Below are 19,937 nucleotides of genomic sequence, written 5' to 3'. Positions count from 1 at the left end.
TTCTGCAAACCCCTCACGCACTCACTTTCCGCCGTCATGAGTGGGTTTCCAATGGGAACCGACCGTATGGGTGTCCCCCGTGACGATGGTCAGGTCGTTGCGAATGTTTGAACCGGTCAACATACCGCGAGCAATCGGGATCAGTTTATGAGCCACCGCTGTTCGCACCAGCGGCACAATCAGCTCGGCAGCGTGGGCGGGGACTCGTCCGATATACGTTTTCTTGTCGAGATAAGCCCCCAGACCGCCTTTGTCCTCTTGCATCCACAGAGCCACCGGCACCGTCTTGCCGGTGGAGATATAGGGATGCAGCGGACCGATGTGTTCATCGTAGTCCTCCAAGGGGATTTCATCCCCCGGGGGCAAAATCGTGAAAGCTTTTTTCGGGAACATATTGACCGGACCCACCCCACCTACGGGAGGTAAGCTCAAGGTCACCCGGTTTGCCAACCGCGACTTGGTGCGCTGGGCCCACAGGTGGCAAGGCACCACCAGATTGAGTTCTTGGGAATCCAAACCATTGAGCTCCACCACGTATTTGCCGGCGGTAGCATGATCCAAATAGCCTACAAAGTGGCCTTGCACCCAAACGCAGACCGCCGCATAATCATCAGGATTGTTCCGGTCACGCACTAGGTAAGCCCAATCGTCAAATTCGGCGCCGTTAATATCGTCCACGTTATATCCGGCAAACAGTGCCGCGAAATCGTCTTGTAACTCCAGCGAGTCCTCGACGGTGGCAAACGTAGACGGCGCTTCCCACCCGGCAAAACTTTTAACATAGGGACGAACCGGACCGCTGGTATCAGGTCTGCCCTTAGAAAACAACCCCACGCCGTTCTCCTTTCGCTAGCTTTACCTGCATTCCTTACGTTTTTCTGCGGTTAACCTAGTTTCAAGCATAACTAAAAACGTTACGCTCCAAGCCTGGTTGGCAGCCTTTCCCAAAGTTTTCAAGGGAATTCCGAGGCGTTTGCCGCCAGTTTCGTGGTTTATTCAGTTGACTTCCTGGCAGTTTTTCGGCGCCCGTGGATAGTGTCCCAAGTCGCCGTCGCTGAGGTTATCCTTCGAGAGCGCACCCTGGAACTGTTCGCCCAGCAAGACGTTAATCTCTGAGCCGCGATTCAAGTCAATCCTGACGTCGGCTTGCGGGAGTGCCCGCGCCAACGAAAAGGCTTTCGCCACGTTTCCCTTGCTGGTATTAATCCGGGCTGCCCCGGCGTAGGAATCCGGCGAGTTACCAACCGCGTTGACCTTGACTCCAAAGCCTTTCAGCCGCTGTGCTGTCTGCGTAGCCAGGCCATTTTGGGAGGATCCGTTGAATATATTTACCGTCACTCCCTGCAGGGAAACCGGCTTTCCTTTCGGGGGGCACGGCGGCACTTTCGCCTTGGCTTCCTCAGACAAAACGAAGGAATTGCCGAAAGGCAGGGACACCAAGCCCATAGCAAAAGGCAAAGAAACCACCAAAACCGCCGCCATCGCCAGAACAATCCAGCCAAAAAACACGGTTTGGCGAGCCAGAGTACGACGCCGCCGCTTGGCGCGTAATTCCTTAGAATCACCCTGGCCTATCAGGTCCTTCGCTTCAATCCTGGGCATCGCTTCTTCCTTGCGCGGCTCGCAGTTCTTGATCCGCGTGACGCTTAGAATAGGCTTCGGAATGCAATTCCGTTCCGGCCGGAGCGGAAGCCGGGGAGGCTTGCTCCAGCTTGGTGCCACGAACGTTAGAAATCGCCCGCATGACGTGGTACATGATAATGGCACCGAAAGAACCCATCGCGATACCCTCGAACTTTACGTCGCCAATCACCAAGGTGTAGTTCGCGATAGCCATCACCATCGCCACCGCGGCCGTATTCAAGTTCACCGGATCCGCGAAATCCACCTGGTTTTGAACCCAGATACGCACCCCCAGCATCCCAATCATGCCGTACAGAATCGTCGCGGCTCCGCCCAGAACCCCCGGCGGAATGGTGGCGATAATCTCACCGAACTTGGGCAGCAAAGACAGGGCCAAAGCCCCGATAGCAGCAACAATATAAGCCACGGTGGAATAGACCCGGGTCGCGGCCATCACGCCAATGTTTTCCGCGTAGGTGGTCGTACCGGAACCGCCGCCGCTGCCGGCAATCATGGTGGACAAGCCGTCCGCAATCAAAGCCCGCCCCGTCAGGTCGTCGAGGTTCTGACCGGTCATGGCGGACACAGACTTAACGTGACCCACGTTTTCGGCGATGAGTACCAGCACTACCGGAAGGAACAAGCCCAGCAAGGCAGGGCTAAACGCCGGGGCGTGGAAAGTCGGCAGGCCCACCCAGTCGGCCTTGCTGATAGCTTCAAAGTTCACTTCGTGGCGAATCACTGCCGTCGCATAGCCAATGAGTACCCCAATGAGAATCGACAAACGCCCGATGATGCCCTTGAACAGAACGGTAATCAGCAGGACGGACAAGATGGTCACGGTGGCCGTCACCGGGGCCTGCTTTACGTTGTTCCACGCCGAAGGAGCTAAGTTGAAACCAATCAACGACACGATGGCTCCCGTCACTATCGGCGGCATAATCCGGTCAATCCAAGTCGCACCCGCGAAATGGACCAACACCCCGACCAATAGCAGCAGGGCGCCAGCGGAAATCACCCCGCCTTGTGCCAGAGCCATCTTGCCGGAGTCAATAGGTGCCCCGCCGCCGGAAACGTAACCGGTTACCGCACCGATGGGAGCAATCAACGCAAAGGACGAACCCAAATACGAGGGCAGACGCCCCGAGGTAATGAGGATGAACAGGATGGTTCCCACACCCGTAAAGAACAGTGTGGTTGCGGGAGAAAACCCGGTCAGCAACGGAACCAGGAAGGTCGCGCCGAACATAGCAACAATGTGCTGAGCTCCGATGCCGATAGTTCGCGGCCAGGTCAAACGCTCGTTGGGCTGAACGACCTCACCGGTCGTGATGTGCTTGCCGTCCCCATGCAATTTCCATTTGAAATTGCCGGTTTTCGTTTCTGACATTTTTCGTCCTTCCTTGCAGACTCCCGGATTTGTCCCTCTCATCCTAGTACGGCCCCGGGCGCGCAAAAAAACGCCTGTTGCGTTAGGCTAAACGGGTGAGCGATGCCTATGTTTCGGATTTTCCCGGCCTGGAAAAGGTCGACCCGCGAGAGGTTTTTTCCCAAACCGGATACAGGGATTCAGCACAAAAAATCCCCGGTGTCGTCATCACACTGTTTGTGATTGCCCTAGCCAGTTTCCTGGTACCGGTGTTTCTTTCAATAGCCGCCGTAGTCGTGGCGGTGCTGGCTGGCGGGATGCTGCGGGTGCGTACGCTTTCCTCCGAGCATCTTCCCGGCGACGGGATGCTGCGAGCCGCGTTCGGGCTGTCATTCCTGTCGATAGCTTGGGGCTCAGTATGGTTTCTAGCCTGGATAATCACCAGAGTTACTGTGACTGTCGTCCCGTTTTAGCCGCTACGCCAGACACGGTTCCCGGCTTCAGTTCGGGAAATCGCACCATACAATCCGACGAATTTACTCGTCGACAGGCTCGTCAGGAATTTCAGAGGACAGCAGACGGCGAACCTGGAACTTTTGAATCCAAGTGGTCCACAAGATACCGCAAAGCGTGGTGACGACAAACGCAATAACAGCCAGCCAGGGTTGTCCCACCATAGCGCGCGCCACGATAATGGCGGACAACAAGCCAATGGGCATAAAAGATCCCAACCAAATCACCTTGTACCCGGTCGGATCATAGAAACGTCCCGAACCGATACGACTGGCGAAAGAGTAGGTGAACAGCAACACAATCGCCATCAACACGGTAAAGGCAATCAAGGAAAGAAACGCGTTCAAAGCGGAAACGGCCGCCCCGCATACGCCACCGAACAAGGAAATTACCCAACGAATCCATCGGGGAATCGCGACGATACGAGCCAGCACCTGGCGGGCGTGCTCGGGATCACGAATGGACTCCATGATTAGGCTGATTTCGTAGCCTGTGTAATACGACGGGTGTTCACGGGCGATGTAGGGAATCTCGTAACGGGCGTCCACCTCGGGCACTTCGCCCACGGCCAGACCTACGGCTCGCATTTGCAGGCCATCAGAATCTTCGATTTCTTTAGGGCTCAGAATCGTCGCCGCAGCCATATTTGACACGGGCTGACCCAGCAGTTCCTTTAGGGACAGACCCGCATTCGGATCGCCAGGAAGACTGAGATTCCCCAACTTCCCTTCGGATTTGTCCCTCTGGCCGGCATCGCGCTTTTTACGCCGAGAAGCCCGACCGACCACGGCGGGCTGGTCAGAGCCCAAGGTCGGCATATTAAAGGGCACTCGCGCGCGAATGTCTTGCAAATCAGGATACTGTTCCTCGGAGCGCTGCACCACCATACGAGGATCCATGGGTTGGGGTGCATACTGAGGAGCCGGCGCCCCCATGGAGGGGTATCCCCCGGGCGGTGAAACAGTTCCTGCCTGACTAAAATCAACCGGCTGGTTTTGAGCAGGGTATCCAGGGTATTCGGGATATTCAGCACCGCTGGGAGCTGACCCTGGACCACCGGAAAAAGACGATTGAGCCATATTGGAATTACCGTAGCCGTAGCCAGCGTATGCGCTAGGATTCAGGGGCTGACTGTTCGGGTCGTATGTCGGCATTCCCATCGGTGCCGCCGGCGGCATTCCCATCACATCGTTCACACCATCAGGTTCCCCACTGAGAGGCACTGCCCCACCATCATAGGCAGCCGCAGGGTCGTTGAGAGGCACCGCACCTCCCATGGGGACGTTGAGGGAAACCATATTGTCACTACTGGCAGCGCCGCCGTAGCTCTGGGGAGGAACTGCCACAGAATCGAGCGGAACCGCACCTGACGGAGTGCCGCCCAGGGAAACCAGGTTCGGGTTGGCATTTGCAGGCTTGGGCGCAGGTCTGCCTCCCTGACCGCTACCGGGCACGTTTACGCCAGTCATAAACCTGTAATCCTCCTTGAGCATACAAATACCTGGACACCATTGTACAAGGTTGGAACAGGTGGGGTCGCGTGATTCTGTAAAGAAGAATTAAACTTTTCCCCATTCTTTCGGTCACTACCTTCACGGCGTGGCGAGTTGGCCCCCGCCGTCCAACATACCCGGGCAAACCTCGATTTATGCAGGCTTCGCCCGATTAGTGCCCCAGCAGTCTCACCAAGATACCCAGCCACAGCCCTGTCAGCTTCTCGCGGCGAACCTTAATTTGCCGAACTGGCAATGTTTAGGTATCTTTTTATGGCGTTGTTTTTATAAACAGCCGCACACGCGCGAGTGGCGGAATTGGTAGACGCGCACGGTTCAGGTCCGTGTCCCAGTGATGGGGTAGGGGTTCAACTCCCCTTTCGCGCACGCTTCCGGGATTTCCCGGTCTGACCCAGCGCCGGTTTTACAGCCGGTTTTGCTGGGTTTTTTCTTATTTCCCAAATCTTTATTATTCTTTCATTATTAACATGACATCGAGGGAAAGGGATATCATGAACAAATTTTTCACTCGCGCCGCAGCATTTTTAGGCGCTGGCGCTTTGGCTATTTCTCTGACCGCCTGCGGCGGGGCCGGCACCGGTGACGCAAACGTTTTGACCGTAGGTGCTTCTCCCACCCCGCACGCCAAGATTCTGAAGTACCTGCAGGATTCCGGCGCCGCCGAAAAGGCTGGAATCACTATTAAAGTTCAAGAATTTTCTGATTACATCCAGCCCAACGAGGCTCTGAAGTCTGGGGACCTCGACGCTAACTATTACCAGACCGTACCTTACCTCGAGGAGCAATCTGCCTCTCGCGGCTACAAGTTCACTGCCGGCAAGGGTATTCATCTGGAGCCGATGGGCATCTACTCCAGCAAAATCAAGAGTCTCGACGAACTCAAAGATGGCGCCAAGATTGCCATCATCAACGACCCGTCAAACCAGGCACGCCAGCTCAACTTGCTGGCAGCTAACAATTTGCTCCAGCTCAAAGGCATGAAAGATGTCTCGGTCGTGAACGTTAAGGCTAAGCCGGCGGCTAATCCTCACGGTTTCCAGTTCACCGAAGTTGACGGCGCTTCCGAACCAGCCCTGCTTCCTGACGTGGACATCGCCGTTATCAACGGAAACTTTGCGCAAGGCGGGGGTCTGAAGCCCTCTGACGCTTTGACTCTGGAAGACCCGAAGGGCAACCCAGCGGTGAACGTCCTGGTGTGGCGCGCTGACGAAAAGGACAAGCTCGACGCCATTAAAAAGCTCGATGAGCTGCTGCATTCTGACGTGACCAAGAAGTACATTGAAGACACCTGGCCCGATCAATCGGTTCTCCCGGCGTTCTGATCATAGCTAGCTAAAAATATTGGCGGTCAAGGTTTTCCTTGACCGCCAATATTTTAAAATCTCAGTTCAGACCAGCCCGTAGAGACGATCTCCGGCGTCGCCCAAACCGGGCACGATATAGGCATCCTCGTTCAGATGGTCGTCCACCCCAGCCACGACAACACTGACTTCCGCCCGGTCACCCACCGCGTCAGTCACGGCCTTGATTCCCTCAGGAGCAGCCAGGATACACGTGCAGGTGACATCCCGAGCACCGCGTTCCAACACGTAGTTGATGGCCGCTACCAAGGTTCCCCCCGTCGCCAACATCGGGTCGACGATGAAGCACTGACGTCCGGACAGGTCACTTGGTAACCGGTTAGCGTAGGTTTCAATCGCGAGGGTTTGTTCGTCGCGTTTCATCCCCAAAAATCCGACTTCCGCGGTCGGCAGCAGGCGAGTCATACCTTCCAGCATCCCCAAACCAGCGCGCAAAATCGGAATCACGATGGGGCGCGGAGCCGCCATGACCTGGCCTTGTGTCTTCGTGATGGGGGTCTCTACGTCAATCGTCTCCACCCGAACGTTGTGGGTTGATTCGTAGGCCAACAAAGTCATCAACTCGTCCACGAGCTGGCGAAACATCGGCGACGGGGTGTTTTTGTCGCGCAACAGGGTCAATTTATGGTTAATCAGCGGATGATCCGCAACATATAAGTGCATGGTTTTAACTTACCGCGAAAGCACCTCGCCTCGCGTGAAGTTCACTCGGGCGGTTAGAGTTACTTTATGGTTTCCTCCAGTGTTCCTTCTGTTCCCAACTTTTCCGCCGATTCCCCTGGGAATTCACCAGGCGGGGGCGCGGCTTACGGTTTGTCCCCGGCAGAAGTACGGGCGTTGGATACCGCGTTTCATTTAGCTCAGCAGGCGGGACAGAGCGGAGACGTCCCGGTCGGCGCCGTCGTGTTAACCCCGGAGGGAATAGTGGCGGGATTGGGGCTGAACCAGCGCGAGTGTCCGCCTTACGATCCCAGCGCTCACGCGGAAATTGTGGCGCTGCGGGAGGCCGCGGGCCGGCTGGAACGTTGGAATCTCAAAGATTGCACCCTGGTGGTGACGCTGGAGCCCTGCACGATGTGTGCCGGAGCCATTGTGAACGCCCGCATCTCGCGGCTCATTTTCGGCGCTTGGGATCCGAAAGCCGGAGCCTGCGGGTCGGTGCGCGATGTGGTGCGGGATAGCCGGCTCAACCATCAGGTGGAAGTCAGAGGCGGGGTGGATGAACCTCGGGTAAAAGCCCTGTTGAGAGAATTCTTTGGGGAGCGTAGATAGGTTTCGGCACGGCTCGGGTCAGACCGTGAGTTTCTCGACAACTTGCCGCAAGGAATCCTCGTCCCCCACGTTGCCCGGAAAGACCACGTAAGGAATGCCCGCCCCCAGGCCTTCTGGGGCGCTCCAAAGCGACACCAACCCCTCCAACATGGGACCACGTACCCAGGCGCGGCGTATCTCCAGTCCTCTCGCCGCCACATCAGAAGACGTAATCCCCCCTTTTGCCACCACAAACCGCGGTTTCACCCTGCCAATGACTCCCTGCACGACGCGCACCACCGCCTGTGAAACCAGGCGGGCAATCCGCAGCGAGTCGGCCTGGTCCTGGCCTTTTACCAGGTTGCGGGAGGTGTAAACCACTACTGAACCGCTCTCTAAGGCCCGGCAGACTTCGCTAATGACCTGCTGTATCAAAGCGTCGGGCTGGTTCTGGCTGATAACCCCCGCCACCTCGATTTCGACCCGTTCCAGGGACATCTGTGACTCTAACCGGGCCAGTTGCCGGGTCGTCAGTCCCACGTGGGAACCCACCACAATGAGGCCCCCCGGAACAGGAGTCCGGCCAGACGTCGAATCGGGAATCCGGGTCGAAGCGATGTCCGGGGCCTGCAGTGGACAGGGAATGTCTTGCCCCAGACGAGCCCGCACGAAAGAGGGACCGGTGCGATAGATAAACCGTTTCCCCTGTGCTTCGGCCCGCATCACCGCTAAAGCCAAGAGCCGCAGGTCATCCTCGGTGAGGGCATCGCAGATAAGCGGTTGGCGGTTTGAGGCGGACAGCAGCTTTCGCAACACCTCGTCCCCCGCACCCCGATGACGCAAATCCTGCAAGTCAATGCGGATAACCGCTTCAGGCCGGTATTGGCCCGCGGATTTTTCCTCGACCCACTGGGCCAAATCCGATTGTTTATACCCAAAGGTCGCGTCCTTAGCGAACTCGGATTGACCTACCGGAATGAAACCTTCGCTCGGCGAACCGGCATAGTGAACCCCGCCGACGGTGACGCGACCAGCCTCAGGAAACGCCGGCACGATGATGACCCCGTCAACCGTTTGACCCTGTTTTTCTAGCTCGGAGCCAATCGTGTTGGGTTCCAGCGGGAAATGCCCGCGCAAGGTGGAATCAGACCGGGAAATAAACGCGACTTCCCGCCCCCGTGTCGCGCCCGCACGAGTGGCGGCGGCTACGATTTCCTGGTTTATACGGCGGGCTGAATCCGAATCCAGAGACCGGGTATTGGTCACCACGTACACAGCTGGCGCGGCGGTGCCCAGAGCCCAGAGAAAATCCGTTTCGTCCCACTTCATCAGCACCGGTAAGTCACAAACTGATTGGCTGCCAGTAGGGTCGTCGTCGAGTACCACAAAGAAGGGGCCGGGATGATCCGCCTGGGCTTGGCGCACCTGAGATGCGGATACGGCAAGCGGCGCCGGCCATCCTTTCGTCAGCTCCTCCAGGCTCACCAAAGCTGCCGGAGTATCGCTAGGTTTAGCCATAAAGCCTCCCAAAATTGCGGTAGAGGTGGGATTTGAACCCACGGTGGGTTGCCCCACACAGCATTTCGAGTGCTGCACCTTCGGCCGCTCGGACACTCTACCTGGTCGCGCTTTTCAGCACGAGCCATGATTTTACCATGAAGCCGCGGGGGAAATCTTGTGGCGGTTCCACGTGCGCACAGTCCGGGTGCTGCCGAGAGTTTGTCTGGATGGTTTAACCTGTCAATATCGTTGCAAACACGGCAGTTTCCGCGTTTGTCGCCTTGATACCCTCGCTACGCCATCGGTCGGGATTGGGGGAAACGTGAAAATCGGCAGAGTGGCCAAAATATGCTCTACAATTTGGTTTTCGGGATTTCCTGGAAATGACCCATTTGACACCAGTCACACGAAAGGCTCGATATGTCAGTCGACCGCGACCTGAATCTTCCCCTGCCCCCGGCTCGCACGCCGGTTCTGGCCATCATTACCGCCGCGATGGAGGACGAAGCCACGCCCTTGTGGGACCTGGCTAAAGGCGGGGGGAATCTGGTGCGTTTAGGCGCGAAAGGCGCCCTGCAGCTGCTCCAGATTGAGGACGCTACGATTGCCCTGTTGACTACTGGAATCGGGCTGGTCAACGCAGCCAGTTCGCTGGCCACAGCCCTAACTTATGTTTCTCCGCGCTACATTTTTAGCTGCGGTTCGGCTGGCGGTTTGGATGCACATTCACAAGTCCGGGATGTCGTCGCGGCTTCGTCTTGCCTGTTCTCCACCGCCGATGCCCGCGAGTTTGGTTACGTTCTGGGCCAGATTCCGGGGATGCCCGAACGCTATTTAGCTGACGGAGACCTGTTAGGGCGTTTTCACGCCCTGCCCGAGCAGCTGGCTGGGTCGCGCACCCGCAGCGGTGAGTTTCTCTCCGCTGACCAATTCGTGGGCACCGAAACCGCCCTGCAGCTACGGGAACGCTACCCCGAGGCGACCACAGTCGATATGGAATCAGCGGCTTTGGCGCAGGTTGCTTACGGGGTTGAGGTTCCCTTCCTGGCGATCCGGGGTATCAGTGATTTGTGCGGACCCGAAGCGGCAGCGGAAAACTACGCTCGAGCCGGGGATGTGGCCCGCCTGAGTTTCTTAGTGGCGCTGTGCCTGCTGGGACTGCGCGAACCTGAGGAAGTCAAGTAACGTCCCGGTTTTCCGACGTAAACGAAGACTTCGGCTTTAGTGAGAATAGATGCGACCCCACTCTTCCTTGTGATCAAGCATCTTTTGCGCCGCGGCTTGGGCTCCGGCCAAGCTGTGGTTCTGGCCCCAACCGCACTGGACTTCATTCGCGGCCGGCACCTCAGTCATGTTAACTACGTCAACCAGGGTTGCTTCCAATATAGACATAAATTCCGCTGGCTGAAGGCCTAAAGTCATCGCATAAAATCCCGTTTGGCAGCCCATCGGCGAGAAATCCAGCAGTTTATCCGTGTGGTCACGCATATGCTCAGCCACGCTGTGCTCCAAGGAGTGCACCACCGGCATATCCAGATGCTCTACATTGGGCTGGCAAAACCGTACGTCGTACTTGATGAACTCGTCCCCGCCGGGCAGAGTCTCCTGGTGTGCCACCCGCACGAACGGCGCCTTTACCTTGGTGTGATCCAGCTGAAAAGATTCCACGTTAGTTTTCTCGATTTCCATAGTTAAAATTCTATAGCTTCCCCGACACGCCGGCGACACGCCGAAGCCGCCAATTTTATAAAAAATTCTTTTTGCACCGCTTGTGGATAACTACACCCATGTAACTTACCCTTACTACGTGGACTAACGCCGCTATGCACAAGCTCGTCCACAGCAGGAATCGGACTTGTCCACAGGCGGCGGGGAGAGAAAACCGACCACTACATATAGTGGTGGTAGACACACCCGCCCCCAAGGTGTAGTGTTTTGAACTCGACAGGACTTTTCAGTGCTGATAGAATAACAACGTTGTAGTTTTCCCTTCGTGGTTCCCGAAAACGCCGCGGGAGGACTACACACCGGGAGAGAGATGTGGAGGAAGTCTCGAGATGAGTATCACTCTTTACACGAAACCTAACTGTGTTCAGTGCAACGCAACGAAGCGCGCTTTGGACAAACAGGGTCTGGACTACGAAACCGTCGACCTGACCGAGGACGTGAACGCTCTCGATCACATCAAGAGCCTGGGGTTCCAACAGGCCCCCGTTGTTTTTGCCGGAGACGACTCCTGGTCCGGATTCCGTCCCGATAAAATCAAGGCTCTCGCCGCTGCGGCCCTCACCGCCGCCGCCGTCTAAACGCAACACCTCGGTCCGCCCGCTCCGCGCCATCGGCTCGGAGTCACGCACCGCGCCCCCGCACCGTCAGCGCGACCGACAAACCTTGTGAATCCGCTAGAAAAAGCATCTAAGTAAGGCAAAACCGTGGGGTTATTGGTTTATTTTTCCTCCGCAACTGAAAACACCAAACGATTCGTGGAACGTGTCGGTGTTCCGGCGTTGCGTATCCCGCTGCGCCCCGGTCCTGAACCCTTGCTGGTCGACGAGGAATACGTGCTGATGGTGCCCTCTTACGGCGGCGGGGACACCAGTAAGGCAGTCCCCAAACAGGTCATCAAATTTTTGAACATCGAACATAACCGCAACTTGTGTCGCGGCGTAATTTCCAGCGGCAATATCAATTTCGGCGAGGCCTACTGCATCGCCGGCAAAGTACTTTCGAACAAACTTAAGGTTCCCTTCCTGTACAAGTTTGAACTGTTGGGAACCCCGGAAGATGTAACTGCAGTCAGAAAGGGATTGGAAGAATTTTGGGCGAACCTACACTCTCAACAAGCGGAATCGGACTCCCCGGCGTCACCGGAGTCATGACTGACACACTAGAAGACGAATTCCTCGACGCTAAACACGATTACCACTCGTTAAACGCGAAACTGAACCTCTACGGCGAGGACGGAAAAATCCAGTTTGACGCGGATCGGGAGGCTGCTCGCCAGTACTTCTTACAGCACGTCAACAAGAACACGGTGTTTTTCCACGATCTGAAAGAAAAGCTCGACTACCTGGTCGAGGAAGGCTACTACGAGGAGGAAACCCTCGAACAGTACAGCTTTGAGTTCATCAAGTCGCTGTATGAAAAGGCCTACAGTCACAAGTTCCGGTTCCCGACTTTCCTGGGAGCGTTCAAGTACTACACTTCATACACGCTCAAGACGTTCGACGGCAAGCGTTACCTGGAGCGTTTTGAGGATCGCGTGTGCATGGTGGCGCTGTACCTGGCACGCGGGGATGAACAGCTGGCCGTGGACATCATGGAAGAAATCATTTCGGGACGCTACCAGCCCGCCACCCCCACCTTCCTCAACGCGGGAAAGAAAGCCCGCGGAGAGATGGTTTCGTGCTTCCTGGTGCGCTTGGAGGACAATATGGAGTCCATCGCCCGGGGGATAAACTCAGCCCTGCAGCTATCCAAGCGCGGGGGCGGTGTCGCTTTGCTGCTAACGAATCTGCGTGAGGCGGGCGCCCCGATTAAAAAGATTCAAAACCAGTCCTCCGGCGTGGTTCCGGTGATGAAACTGCTGGAAGATTCGTTTTCTTACGCGAACCAACTGGGGGCTCGCCAGGGAGCGGGGGCGGTCTATATCAACGCTTTCCACCCTGACATCATGGCTTTCTTGGACACCAAGCGCGAAAACGCCGACGAGAAAATCCGGATTAAGACCCTGTCCCTAGGGGTGATGGTTCCCGACATCACTTTCGAGCTGGCACGCAATAAGGAGCCGATGTACCTGTTCAGCCCCTACGATGTCGAGCGTGTCTACGGGGTGCCCTTCAGCGATATTTCCGTCACGGAAAAGTACCGCGAGATGGTTGACAACCCCGACATTCGTAAGAAAAAGATAGATGCCCGCAAGTTTTTCCAAACTTTGGCGGAAATCCAGTTCGAGTCCGGCTATCCCTACATCGTTTTCGAAGACACCGTGAACCGGGCAAACCCGATTGACGGGCGCATCATCATGTCAAACCTGTGTTCCGAGATTCTCCAGGTGTCCGAGCCTTCCGTGCTCAATGAGGACTTGTCGTATGCGAAAGTCGGCAAAGACATTTCTTGCAACCTCGGTTCCATGAACATCGCCAAAACCTTGGAATCCCCGGATTTTGCGAAATCTATCAACGTGGCGATTCGCGCTTTGACGGCGGTGTCGGATTTGACGAACGTGGAATGCGTGCCGACTATTCAGCGCGGCAACTCGATGTCTCACGCCATCGGTTTGGGAGCGATGAACCTGCACGGCTGTCTGGCGAAAAACCGAATTTTCTACGGTTCGGACGAGGGTCTGGACTTTACGAATATGTACTTTTACGCCACGGCGTTCTATGCCCTGAAGGCGTCTCACGCTTTGGCAGTAGAACGCGGCGTCACCTTTGAGGGTTTCGAACGTTCCCAGTACGCCAGTGGGGAATACTTTGAGAAGTATATTAACGGGGATTGGACCCCAAAGACCGCCAAGGTTCGCGAACTGTTCGAGAAATCCTCGATTCACCTGCCAACCCCTGAAGATTGGCGGGCTTTAGCCGCGGACATCAAGCGCGACGGCATGTACAACCAAAACTTGCAGGCCATTCCGCCCACCGGATCGATTTCTTACATCAACAACTCGACGTCGTCGATTCACCCCATTGCTTCCAAGATTGAAATCCGTAAAGAAGGCAAGATTGGCCGGGTGTACTATCCAGCCCCCTACATGACCAACGACAACCTGGACTACTATCAGGATGCCTACGAAATCGGGTATGAAAAGATTATCGACACCTATGCCGAGGCTACGAAACACGTGGACCAGGGGTTGAGCCTGACCTTGTTCTTCCCGGACACGATTACGACCCGTGACGTGAATAAAGCACAGATTTATGCCTGGCGCAAAGGCATCAAGTCGCTGTACTACATTCGTCTGCGCCAAGCTGCCTTGGAAGGCACCGAAGTGCAAGGCTGTGTCAGCTGTATGCTCTAAGTCTTTCTGACTGCTTATATACGGGAAATCCCCGGTTGAGGCGTGAACCGCGTCAACCGGGGATTTCCTTTCTCAAAAGCGATTACTCGGGTATCTTACTTGGGTTGCAGAGCCTCGGAAACCAGGTATTGCAACAGCACCATCGGGGTATGCGCCCGCACGTCGACCTCACCACGAGAGTTCAAACAGCCTGCTGAGAACAAGAAGTTATTGAACACCTCCACCGCTTCGCCCACAGCCTCCGGGGTCGCATCTTGCCCCATTTCATGCAGCAGGTCCACCGCCACCGTTTGTGGGTCGTCCGGTGCAGCCCAGTCGCAGGAGGCGAACGCCTGTGCCAACGCCCCAATAATGAGACGCAGGAAAAACTCATCTTCATCGTTGTCGCTCAAAGCGAAAGCCACCATCGGCAAGATGGGCTGCGGTGAACGCAACTGGCGGATACCCATCAGCGAGAGCATGACTTGGGAACCGGCCAAGTTAATCAGTCCCGACTTCACCGCCATGAGGAAATAGGCTTGCAAGGAGCTCGACAAGGACATCGCGAACCCGTCGGGGAGATTTTCCATGTCCATCGGGGAGGAGGGTCGGACGGCTTTGATTTGTACCAGATTGTCATCGTCGCCCCGGTCAAAGCGTGAGGAAGCCACGGAAGGAATGTACTGACCGGCTGCCAAACCGACCTCGTCGGAGTTATCCGTGAGGGGGCCTGAACTGGGCAGCACAAAGTTCAATAAATCGGGGCCGGGATGCTGCACCAAATCCACGAAATCCTGCATATCCAGACCCGCGCATCCTGCCCTTAGCTGGGACAAAATCCAGGCTAAGGGTCGGTTTAACGCCTGTTCCGCGGCCTCAACCATCGCGGAAGTAATCGGCTGGTTAGACAGCTCCAGCAGGTATAAACCCAGCTTTGATCCGGGCTGCAGGTGCAACAACTGGTCTCCCAACTGCGAAACCGGCAGCTGGGTTACCAAGCGAATCAAGTCCGAGTCTTCCACTTTTTCTTGCCTTCAAACACGTATTGGTCTGTCTGCGCATCCTCACCGTTGAGTTAGTTTATTTCTGTTCCTACCCTAGCCGCCCCGCGGTTTTTTTGTATCCCAAATTGAAACCTGGGTCCCACAGGATAAACTTGGAAGGTCAGTTTCGCGCGATATTTCCCGCTTTGCGCAAACCCAAAAAAACTATTGAATTCAAGGAGAAACTCGTGGTCATTGGGATTCCAAAAGCCGTGCAAGCCATCAACTGGAACGACATCGAAGATGACAAAGATTTGGAGGTGTGGGATCGTCTGACCGGCAATTTCTGGCTTCCCGAAAAAATCCCGCTGTCTAACGATATTCCCTCGTGGAAAACCTTGAACGAAGACGAAAAGAACATGACGAACCGTGTGTTCACCGGTCTGACCCTGCTGGACACCATCCAGGGTACGGTGGGTGCGGTTTCGCTGATTCCAGATTCCCGAACTCCTCACGAAGAAGCGGTTTACACCAACATCGCGTTCATGGAATCGGTTCACGCCAAGTCCTATTCCTCGGTATTCTCGACCCTGCTGTCCACCGAGGAAATCAACGAGTCTTTCCGCTGGTCCGAAGAAAACGAATACCTCCAAAAGAAAGCCCATATCGTGCTGGAGTATTACCACGGTGACGATGCGGAAAAGCGCAAGGTCGCCTCGACCATGCTGGAATCTTTCCTGTTCTACAGCGGTTTTTACGCTCCGATGTACTGGTCGGCGCACGCGAAGCTGACCAACACTGCCGACCTCATCCGCCTCATCATCCGCGACGAGGCTGTTCACGGCTACTACATCGGCTACAAGTATCAACTGGCCATCCGCGAGTCTTCCGAGTCCCGGCGCCAAGAAATGAAAGATTACACGTTCTCCCTGCTGATGGACTTGTACGACAACGAAGAGCTGTACACCGAGACCCTTTACGACCCGCTGGGTTTGACGGAGGACGTTAAGAAATTCCTCAAGTACAACGCCAATAAGGCTTTGATGAACCTGGGCTATGAAGCCCTTTTCACAGCTGATCAGGTCGACGTTAATCCCGCGATTTTGGCAGCTCTGTCGCCCGCGGCCGACGAAAACCACGACTTCTTCTCCGGTTCGGGTTCCTCCTACGCCATCGGCACCGCCGAGGAAACCGAGGACGCCGACTGGGAATTCTAGATTTATTCAATCTTGAATCCAACAGTTGGTCCACGCTCTTTCATGGTTGGGAGTATTCTTGTTAGCAGTATGCCGTTTCCGTACTGTTGCGGTTACGGCGTGCATTTACTTTGTGAATGTTATTCTGCGTCTAGCGTTCAGATTTGCTAGAATGCAGTGGTTAATATCAACGTAATCGAGGTGTAATTCTTGTCTCGCCAAATTATCTTGTCCCAAGAGGCCGTTGAAGCCGGTCTGTGGTATGTGCTTTCTCTGCGGTATCAGGACGAAATCGACCGCGAGCTGAAACAGTTTCCAGCCGACATGATTGATTACTGGGCTACCAAATTAAAGATTAATCCTCGGATGAAGACCGAACTGGCTGAGGTTCTGGCCGAGGAACGCGAGGTCGTTAAGACCCAGCAAACGGCGGACAAAGAACTCGGCGCGGAAAAGGAAAACTATATCTTCCCCTCTCTTGACGAGGTCTGGCCCCGTATCGTGCTGGCCAAAAAACGCGCTCATGACCACCGAGAAACCACCATCCCCGCGGCAGTCTACGAGCGGTTACGCACCCAAGACATCACCAGCCGGGGGGTACATTCTTCGCAGGGCATGGTGCGCTGGCCACCGACTTGCCAAACCATCACGAAACGATGCGGCGGTTCGTGGAACGAAGCGCTACACAACATGGGACTGATGACCTCGAAACGGGGACGTTCACGGGGGTCGCTGAAGTTCACCGATGAGATTTACCTGCGCGCCGGTGCCGAATTTTTGATGCACTGCAACGAAATCGGTAAAGCTACCACCGTGGCTTATTACTGCCAATGGGTGGCTCGCGAACGCCGGGCCGGACGCATCTGGCCCTCCGCTGCGGCGCAGCGTCAATTGCGTGGCACCTGGAATCACGTCATGGAATTGGCTGACCAAATGGTGAAATCCAAGAGCTTTTCCTGAGTTTTTTCACGTCAGGCGATATCCTGAAGGTTGCGGATTTAATTTTTCGATTCCATGGGGAGGCAGAAGTGGATAAGCTTCACGGCGGACGACGCCTTTTTCGTCTTTTGGGGGGTACCTGCCTGGCTGTTTTTGCGCTAACAGGGTTGGTTCTCACCAGTTCGGGCCTGAGTCCGGCCTACGGTCAAGACTCAGATTCCACCCCCTCGATCCAATCCGAGTTCACCTCTGCGGTTGTAGGGTTCAACCCCGGAATGATTATTTCCGATGAAGTTTTTTACAACCCCAACACTATGGATGCCAACGCAATCCAGCAGTTCTTGAACGCGAAAGGACGTGCTTGCCAGCCGGGAGTTGACACGATTACCATACTGGCTCCCCAAAATCAGCCAGGTGCCCAGCCCACTACGCAAGAAATCACCATTCCTTGCCTAAAAGACTATGTTTTGGACACCCCGGATCGTCCGGCTGACGCCTATTGCCCTGGTGCCTATCATGGAGCTGAAGGCGAAAGTGCCGCGCAAATCATCTGGAAAGTCAGCCAGGCTTGCCAGATTAACCCCCAGGTATTACTGGTGACTCTACAAAAGGAACAGAGCCTGATTACCGCTTCGGGTAAAGCTTTGAAACTGTCGCGATACCAGAAAGCTATGGGGTACGGCTGCCCGGACACAGCCCCGTGCGACACCCAGTACTATGGGTTCTTTAACCAGGTTTATCAAGCCGCACACCGTTTCCACTACTACCAAAAGCATCCGAGCAAATTCCGTCATCGTGCCGGGCGAGTCAATGACCTGCTGTATCATCCCTCTCGGAATCAGGATGGCTCCTACAAGTGCGGAACTGCTCCGGTTTTCATTGAAAACCAAGCGACTGCGGGGCTGTACAACTACACCCCTTACACTCCGAATGCCGCGGCCCTAGCCGCCGGGGGTGGCCTGGGAGACAAGTGTTCCAGTTACGGAAACCGCAACTTTTATCGCTTCTTTACGTCCTGGTTTGGTTCCGCCGGTTCGGCTAGTGCGATATCGTCGCTACGGATTTCGGGTGCTAGTCGAATTGAGACCGCGGCGGGAATCTCCGCTCGAGCCTTTCCCGGTGGTTCGCAACGGGTTTATATAGCTCGTTCAGATATGCCCATTGATGCCTTAGCGGGCGGAATTCTGCCTGACGGACCGGTGTTGCTGGTTCCCATCAATGGTCCCCTTCCCTCTGCAGTTACTCAGGAAATCAACCGGCTGCATGCCACCACAGTAGTGGCTCTAGGCGGGCCGGGAGCAATTCCAGATGCAGTTCTGGCCAACGCGGCACAAGGACGTCAAACTTCGCGGATTTCCGGTCCTGATCGATATGCCACAGCTATCGCGATTTCACACCATGCGTTTCCACAGGGTGCCAAGCGGATTTATATTGCCGATGGCGTGGGCGCAAACGGTGCAGGTTCTCCCGATGCGGTTGTTGGCGGAACGCTGAGCGATGGCCCGGTTTTGATAGTCAACCCGCGCAGCCCCGAGACGTGGAAGTACGTCGCTTCTGAAGTTTCTGACCTGCACGTTTCCGAGGTGGTTGGCTTGGGTGGACCCGGTGTCCTCCCGGAGCAAGCCCTGACTACGATCGCGGCTCAATCAGGAGCTAACGTCTCCCGACTGGCTGGGGCAGATCGTTACGGTACCGCAGCGGCTATCGCTGCCTACGTTTTTCCATCTCAGTCGGACTTGGGCGATGGTGTCGCTTATATCGCTCGCGGTGATAACTTTGCGGACGCTTTGGTGGCAGGAGCTTTGCGAGACGGGCCAGTTTTGTTGGTACCTTCCCGCACTAACCAAGCCCCCGCTCCGGTGGCGAACTATCTGAGTGTCCTGCACCCCAACACGATTATTGCTCTCGGCGGTTTAGGAGCAGTGCATCCCGATACGGTTAAAGCAGTAGTAGTTAGTGCCGGATCTGGTTTGCTATAGAAGATTAGCTTGCGTCGGTTAACCTGGTTCACTCACGCAGGCAGGTTCCAAATGCGGTCTGCCCGCGCTTGAGAACTCTGGACCAGCAGCCGGTTCGGTTCGTCAACCCGCTGCACCCAAGCGAGCGCCTGTTCCGGGGTTCTGCCGTGATGCGTGTGGCGAGCGACTAGGCGAGCCTGCGTTGCCTCCGGCGGCGCTTCCAGATAAATCAACAGGTCGATTGCCTCGCGAACCAGGGCCCACGCCCCGTCTTGCAGCGCCAAGTAGTTGCCTTCCGTAAGTACCACGCCTTCTCGTTCGACCTTGTAACGTGCCGCGATCGCTTGACCAAGCTGACGGTCGTATCCGGGAGCGTACACCACCGTTTTGGCATCGTGGGCCCGATCCAAAGCCATCAGGTAGCCCACCACGTCGAAAGTGTCCGGACGTCCTTTATAGTCGCTGAGACCCTCGGCTTGGAGGACTTCGTTTGACTTGTGGAAACCATCCATCGGAATAATGCCGGCTAGCAGCGGCTGCGCACCCCAAACCGATCCGTCCAGCAGCTTCATCAGCCTAGTTACCGCCTCGGATTTACCCACTCCTGGAGCTCCGGTAAATCCAACCACCCGCAGGACGTGTCCGTCATCAGCCATTTCCTTTAGTTCCGTAGCCAAATCGCTGAGCAGTTCATCAAGGGTGCCTGAGAAAGTTTGGACCATGATTATCCT

The 19,937-nt window shown here is 55.8% G+C and carries 19 protein-coding genes and 2 tRNA genes; 11 read left to right on the top strand and 10 right to left on the bottom strand.

What is annotated here, in order from left to right; translation table 11 throughout:
• Positions 1–21: 21 nt before the first annotated feature.
• From RQ935_RS06145 to RQ935_RS06135, 3 genes are all read right to left on the bottom strand, one after another.
• Positions 22–834, bottom strand: a complete 813-nt coding sequence (locus RQ935_RS06145; protein WP_311497614.1) for a hypothetical protein — start codon at positions 832–834, stop codon at positions 22–24.
• Positions 835–996: 162 nt separating this feature from the next.
• A complete protein-coding gene (locus tag RQ935_RS06140) occupies positions 997–1,602 on the bottom strand; it encodes a LytR C-terminal domain-containing protein (RefSeq protein ID WP_311497613.1) in 606 nt (201 codons plus the stop codon).
• Positions 1,589–3,013 carry a solute carrier family 23 protein gene (locus RQ935_RS06135; protein WP_311497612.1) on the bottom strand — a complete coding sequence of 475 codons (1,425 nt, stop codon included), beginning with the start codon at positions 3,011–3,013 and terminating at the stop codon, positions 1,589–1,591. The genes RQ935_RS06140 and RQ935_RS06135 overlap by 14 nt, the downstream gene beginning before the upstream one ends.
• Positions 3,014–3,108: 95 nt before the next feature.
• On the opposite strand from RQ935_RS06135, the gene RQ935_RS06130 reads away from it, so the two are divergent.
• Positions 3,109–3,465: a hypothetical protein gene (locus RQ935_RS06130; protein WP_311497611.1), complete on the top strand. Its 357-nt coding sequence runs from the start codon at positions 3,109–3,111 to the stop codon at positions 3,463–3,465.
• Positions 3,466–3,528: 63 nt separating this feature from the next.
• Here RQ935_RS06130 and RQ935_RS06125 read toward each other — a convergent pair whose 3' ends face one another.
• Positions 3,529–4,974, bottom strand: coding sequence for a hypothetical protein (locus RQ935_RS06125; RefSeq protein WP_311497610.1), 1,446 nt, complete (start codon positions 4,972–4,974; stop codon positions 3,529–3,531).
• 327 nt (positions 4,975–5,301) lie between these two features.
• Here RQ935_RS06125 and RQ935_RS06120 point away from each other — a divergent pair.
• Positions 5,302–5,385, top strand: a tRNA-Leu gene (locus RQ935_RS06120).
• Between the two features lie 125 nt (positions 5,386–5,510).
• Entirely contained in the window at positions 5,511–6,341 is an 831-nt protein-coding gene (locus tag RQ935_RS06115; protein WP_311497609.1) for a MetQ/NlpA family ABC transporter substrate-binding protein, read from the top strand.
• A 66-nt stretch (positions 6,342–6,407) separates the two neighbouring features.
• Here the strand turns inward: RQ935_RS06115 and upp are convergent, their stop codons facing one another.
• Positions 6,408–7,043, bottom strand: a complete 636-nt coding sequence (upp, locus tag RQ935_RS06110; protein WP_299295790.1) for a uracil phosphoribosyltransferase — start codon at positions 7,041–7,043, stop codon at positions 6,408–6,410.
• Between the two features lie 66 nt (positions 7,044–7,109).
• On the opposite strand from upp, the gene RQ935_RS06105 reads away from it, so the two are divergent.
• Positions 7,110–7,652 (top strand): nucleoside deaminase, encoded by a 543-nt coding sequence (locus tag RQ935_RS06105; RefSeq protein WP_311497608.1) that lies wholly within the window; start codon positions 7,110–7,112, stop codon positions 7,650–7,652.
• Positions 7,653–7,670: 18 nt separating this feature from the next.
• Here RQ935_RS06105 and RQ935_RS06100 read toward each other — a convergent pair whose 3' ends face one another.
• Entirely contained in the window at positions 7,671–9,149 is a 1,479-nt protein-coding gene (locus tag RQ935_RS06100) for a four-carbon acid sugar kinase family protein (protein ID WP_311497607.1), read from the bottom strand.
• 17 nt (positions 9,150–9,166) lie between these two features.
• A tRNA-Ser gene (locus RQ935_RS06095) sits at positions 9,167–9,251 on the bottom strand.
• Between the two features lie 300 nt (positions 9,252–9,551).
• Here RQ935_RS06095 and mtnN point away from each other — a divergent pair.
• Complete coding sequence (gene mtnN, locus RQ935_RS06090) at positions 9,552–10,316, top strand: 5'-methylthioadenosine/S-adenosylhomocysteine nucleosidase (RefSeq protein WP_311497606.1); 765 nt, start codon at positions 9,552–9,554, stop codon at positions 10,314–10,316.
• 36 nt (positions 10,317–10,352) lie between these two features.
• Here the strand turns inward: mtnN and RQ935_RS06085 are convergent, their stop codons facing one another.
• Positions 10,353–10,820: an S-ribosylhomocysteine lyase gene (locus tag RQ935_RS06085; RefSeq protein WP_299295780.1), complete on the bottom strand. Its 468-nt coding sequence runs from the start codon at positions 10,818–10,820 to the stop codon at positions 10,353–10,355.
• Between the two features lie 368 nt (positions 10,821–11,188).
• Between RQ935_RS06085 and nrdH the strand changes: the two genes are divergently transcribed.
• The 3 genes from nrdH to nrdE all read left to right on the top strand — a co-directional run bounded on the left by nrdH (position 11,189) and on the right by nrdE (position 14,151).
• Positions 11,189–11,437: a glutaredoxin-like protein NrdH gene (gene nrdH, locus RQ935_RS06080; RefSeq protein WP_299295777.1), complete on the top strand. Its 249-nt coding sequence runs from the start codon at positions 11,189–11,191 to the stop codon at positions 11,435–11,437.
• 126 nt (positions 11,438–11,563) lie between these two features.
• On the top strand, positions 11,564–12,010 hold the full coding sequence (gene nrdI / locus RQ935_RS06075; RefSeq protein WP_299295775.1) for a class Ib ribonucleoside-diphosphate reductase assembly flavoprotein NrdI: 447 nt from the start codon (positions 11,564–11,566) through the stop codon (positions 12,008–12,010).
• Positions 12,007–14,151 carry a class 1b ribonucleoside-diphosphate reductase subunit alpha gene (gene nrdE, locus RQ935_RS06070; RefSeq protein WP_311497605.1) on the top strand — a complete coding sequence of 715 codons (2,145 nt, stop codon included), beginning with the start codon at positions 12,007–12,009 and terminating at the stop codon, positions 14,149–14,151. The genes nrdI and nrdE overlap by 4 nt, the downstream gene beginning before the upstream one ends.
• Positions 14,152–14,246: 95 nt before the next feature.
• Here nrdE and RQ935_RS06065 read toward each other — a convergent pair whose 3' ends face one another.
• Positions 14,247–15,152 carry a hypothetical protein gene (locus tag RQ935_RS06065; protein WP_311497604.1) on the bottom strand — a complete coding sequence of 302 codons (906 nt, stop codon included), beginning with the start codon at positions 15,150–15,152 and terminating at the stop codon, positions 14,247–14,249.
• Positions 15,153–15,361: 209 nt separating this feature from the next.
• Here RQ935_RS06065 and nrdF point away from each other — a divergent pair, with 209 nt between their 5' ends.
• From nrdF to RQ935_RS06050, 3 genes are all read left to right on the top strand, one after another.
• Positions 15,362–16,330: a class 1b ribonucleoside-diphosphate reductase subunit beta gene (gene nrdF, locus RQ935_RS06060; protein ID WP_311497603.1), complete on the top strand. Its 969-nt coding sequence runs from the start codon at positions 15,362–15,364 to the stop codon at positions 16,328–16,330.
• Positions 16,331–16,519: 189 nt separating this feature from the next.
• A complete protein-coding gene (locus RQ935_RS06055; protein WP_311497602.1) occupies positions 16,520–17,269 on the top strand; it encodes a multidrug transporter in 750 nt (249 codons plus the stop codon).
• A gap of 254 nt (positions 17,270–17,523) precedes the next feature.
• On the top strand, positions 17,524–19,227 hold the full coding sequence (locus tag RQ935_RS06050) for a cell wall-binding repeat-containing protein (RefSeq protein ID WP_311497601.1): 1,704 nt from the start codon (positions 17,524–17,526) through the stop codon (positions 19,225–19,227).
• 32 nt (positions 19,228–19,259) lie between these two features.
• Here the strand turns inward: RQ935_RS06050 and RQ935_RS06045 are convergent, their stop codons facing one another.
• Positions 19,260–19,928, bottom strand: a complete 669-nt coding sequence (locus RQ935_RS06045) for an AAA family ATPase (protein WP_311497600.1) — start codon at positions 19,926–19,928, stop codon at positions 19,260–19,262.
• Between the last annotated feature and the right edge of the window lie 9 nt (positions 19,929–19,937).

The organism is uncultured Mobiluncus sp., from assembly GCF_963511525.1.
Lineage (GTDB): Bacteria > Actinomycetota > Actinomycetes > Actinomycetales > Actinomycetaceae > Mobiluncus.
The sequence above is the reverse complement of the archived record's forward strand: the minus strand, read 5'-3'. Positions and strand labels throughout refer to the sequence as shown.

Bases quoted from the DNA above. Each gene is read 5' to 3' on its own strand.
- nrdE (WP_311497605.1), top strand. From the start codon at position 12,007: ATGACTGACACACTAGAAGACGAATTCCTCGACGCTAAACACGATTAC.
- RQ935_RS06115 (WP_311497609.1), top strand. From the start codon at position 5,511: ATGAACAAATTTTTCACTCGCGCCGCAGCATTTTTAGGCGCTGGCGCT.
- RQ935_RS06100 (WP_311497607.1), bottom strand. From the start codon at position 9,149: ATGGCTAAACCTAGCGATACTCCGGCAGCTTTGGTGAGCCTGGAGGAG.
- RQ935_RS06045 (WP_311497600.1), bottom strand. From the start codon at position 19,928: ATGGTCCAAACTTTCTCAGGCACCCTTGATGAACTGCTCAGCGATTTG.
- RQ935_RS06125 (WP_311497610.1), bottom strand. From the start codon at position 4,974: ATGACTGGCGTAAACGTGCCCGGTAGCGGTCAGGGAGGCAGACCTGCG.
- RQ935_RS06085 (WP_299295780.1), bottom strand. From the start codon at position 10,820: ATGGAAATCGAGAAAACTAACGTGGAATCTTTTCAGCTGGATCACACC.
- upp (WP_299295790.1), bottom strand. From the start codon at position 7,043: ATGCACTTATATGTTGCGGATCATCCGCTGATTAACCATAAATTGACC.
- mtnN (WP_311497606.1), top strand. From the start codon at position 9,552: ATGTCAGTCGACCGCGACCTGAATCTTCCCCTGCCCCCGGCTCGCACG.
- RQ935_RS06140 (WP_311497613.1), bottom strand. From the start codon at position 1,602: ATGCCCAGGATTGAAGCGAAGGACCTGATAGGCCAGGGTGATTCTAAG.
- nrdH (WP_299295777.1), top strand. From the start codon at position 11,189: ATGAGTATCACTCTTTACACGAAACCTAACTGTGTTCAGTGCAACGCA.
- RQ935_RS06105 (WP_311497608.1), top strand. From the start codon at position 7,110: ATGGTTTCCTCCAGTGTTCCTTCTGTTCCCAACTTTTCCGCCGATTCC.
- RQ935_RS06135 (WP_311497612.1), bottom strand. From the start codon at position 3,013: ATGTCAGAAACGAAAACCGGCAATTTCAAATGGAAATTGCATGGGGAC.
- RQ935_RS06050 (WP_311497601.1), top strand. From the start codon at position 17,524: ATGATTATTTCCGATGAAGTTTTTTACAACCCCAACACTATGGATGCC.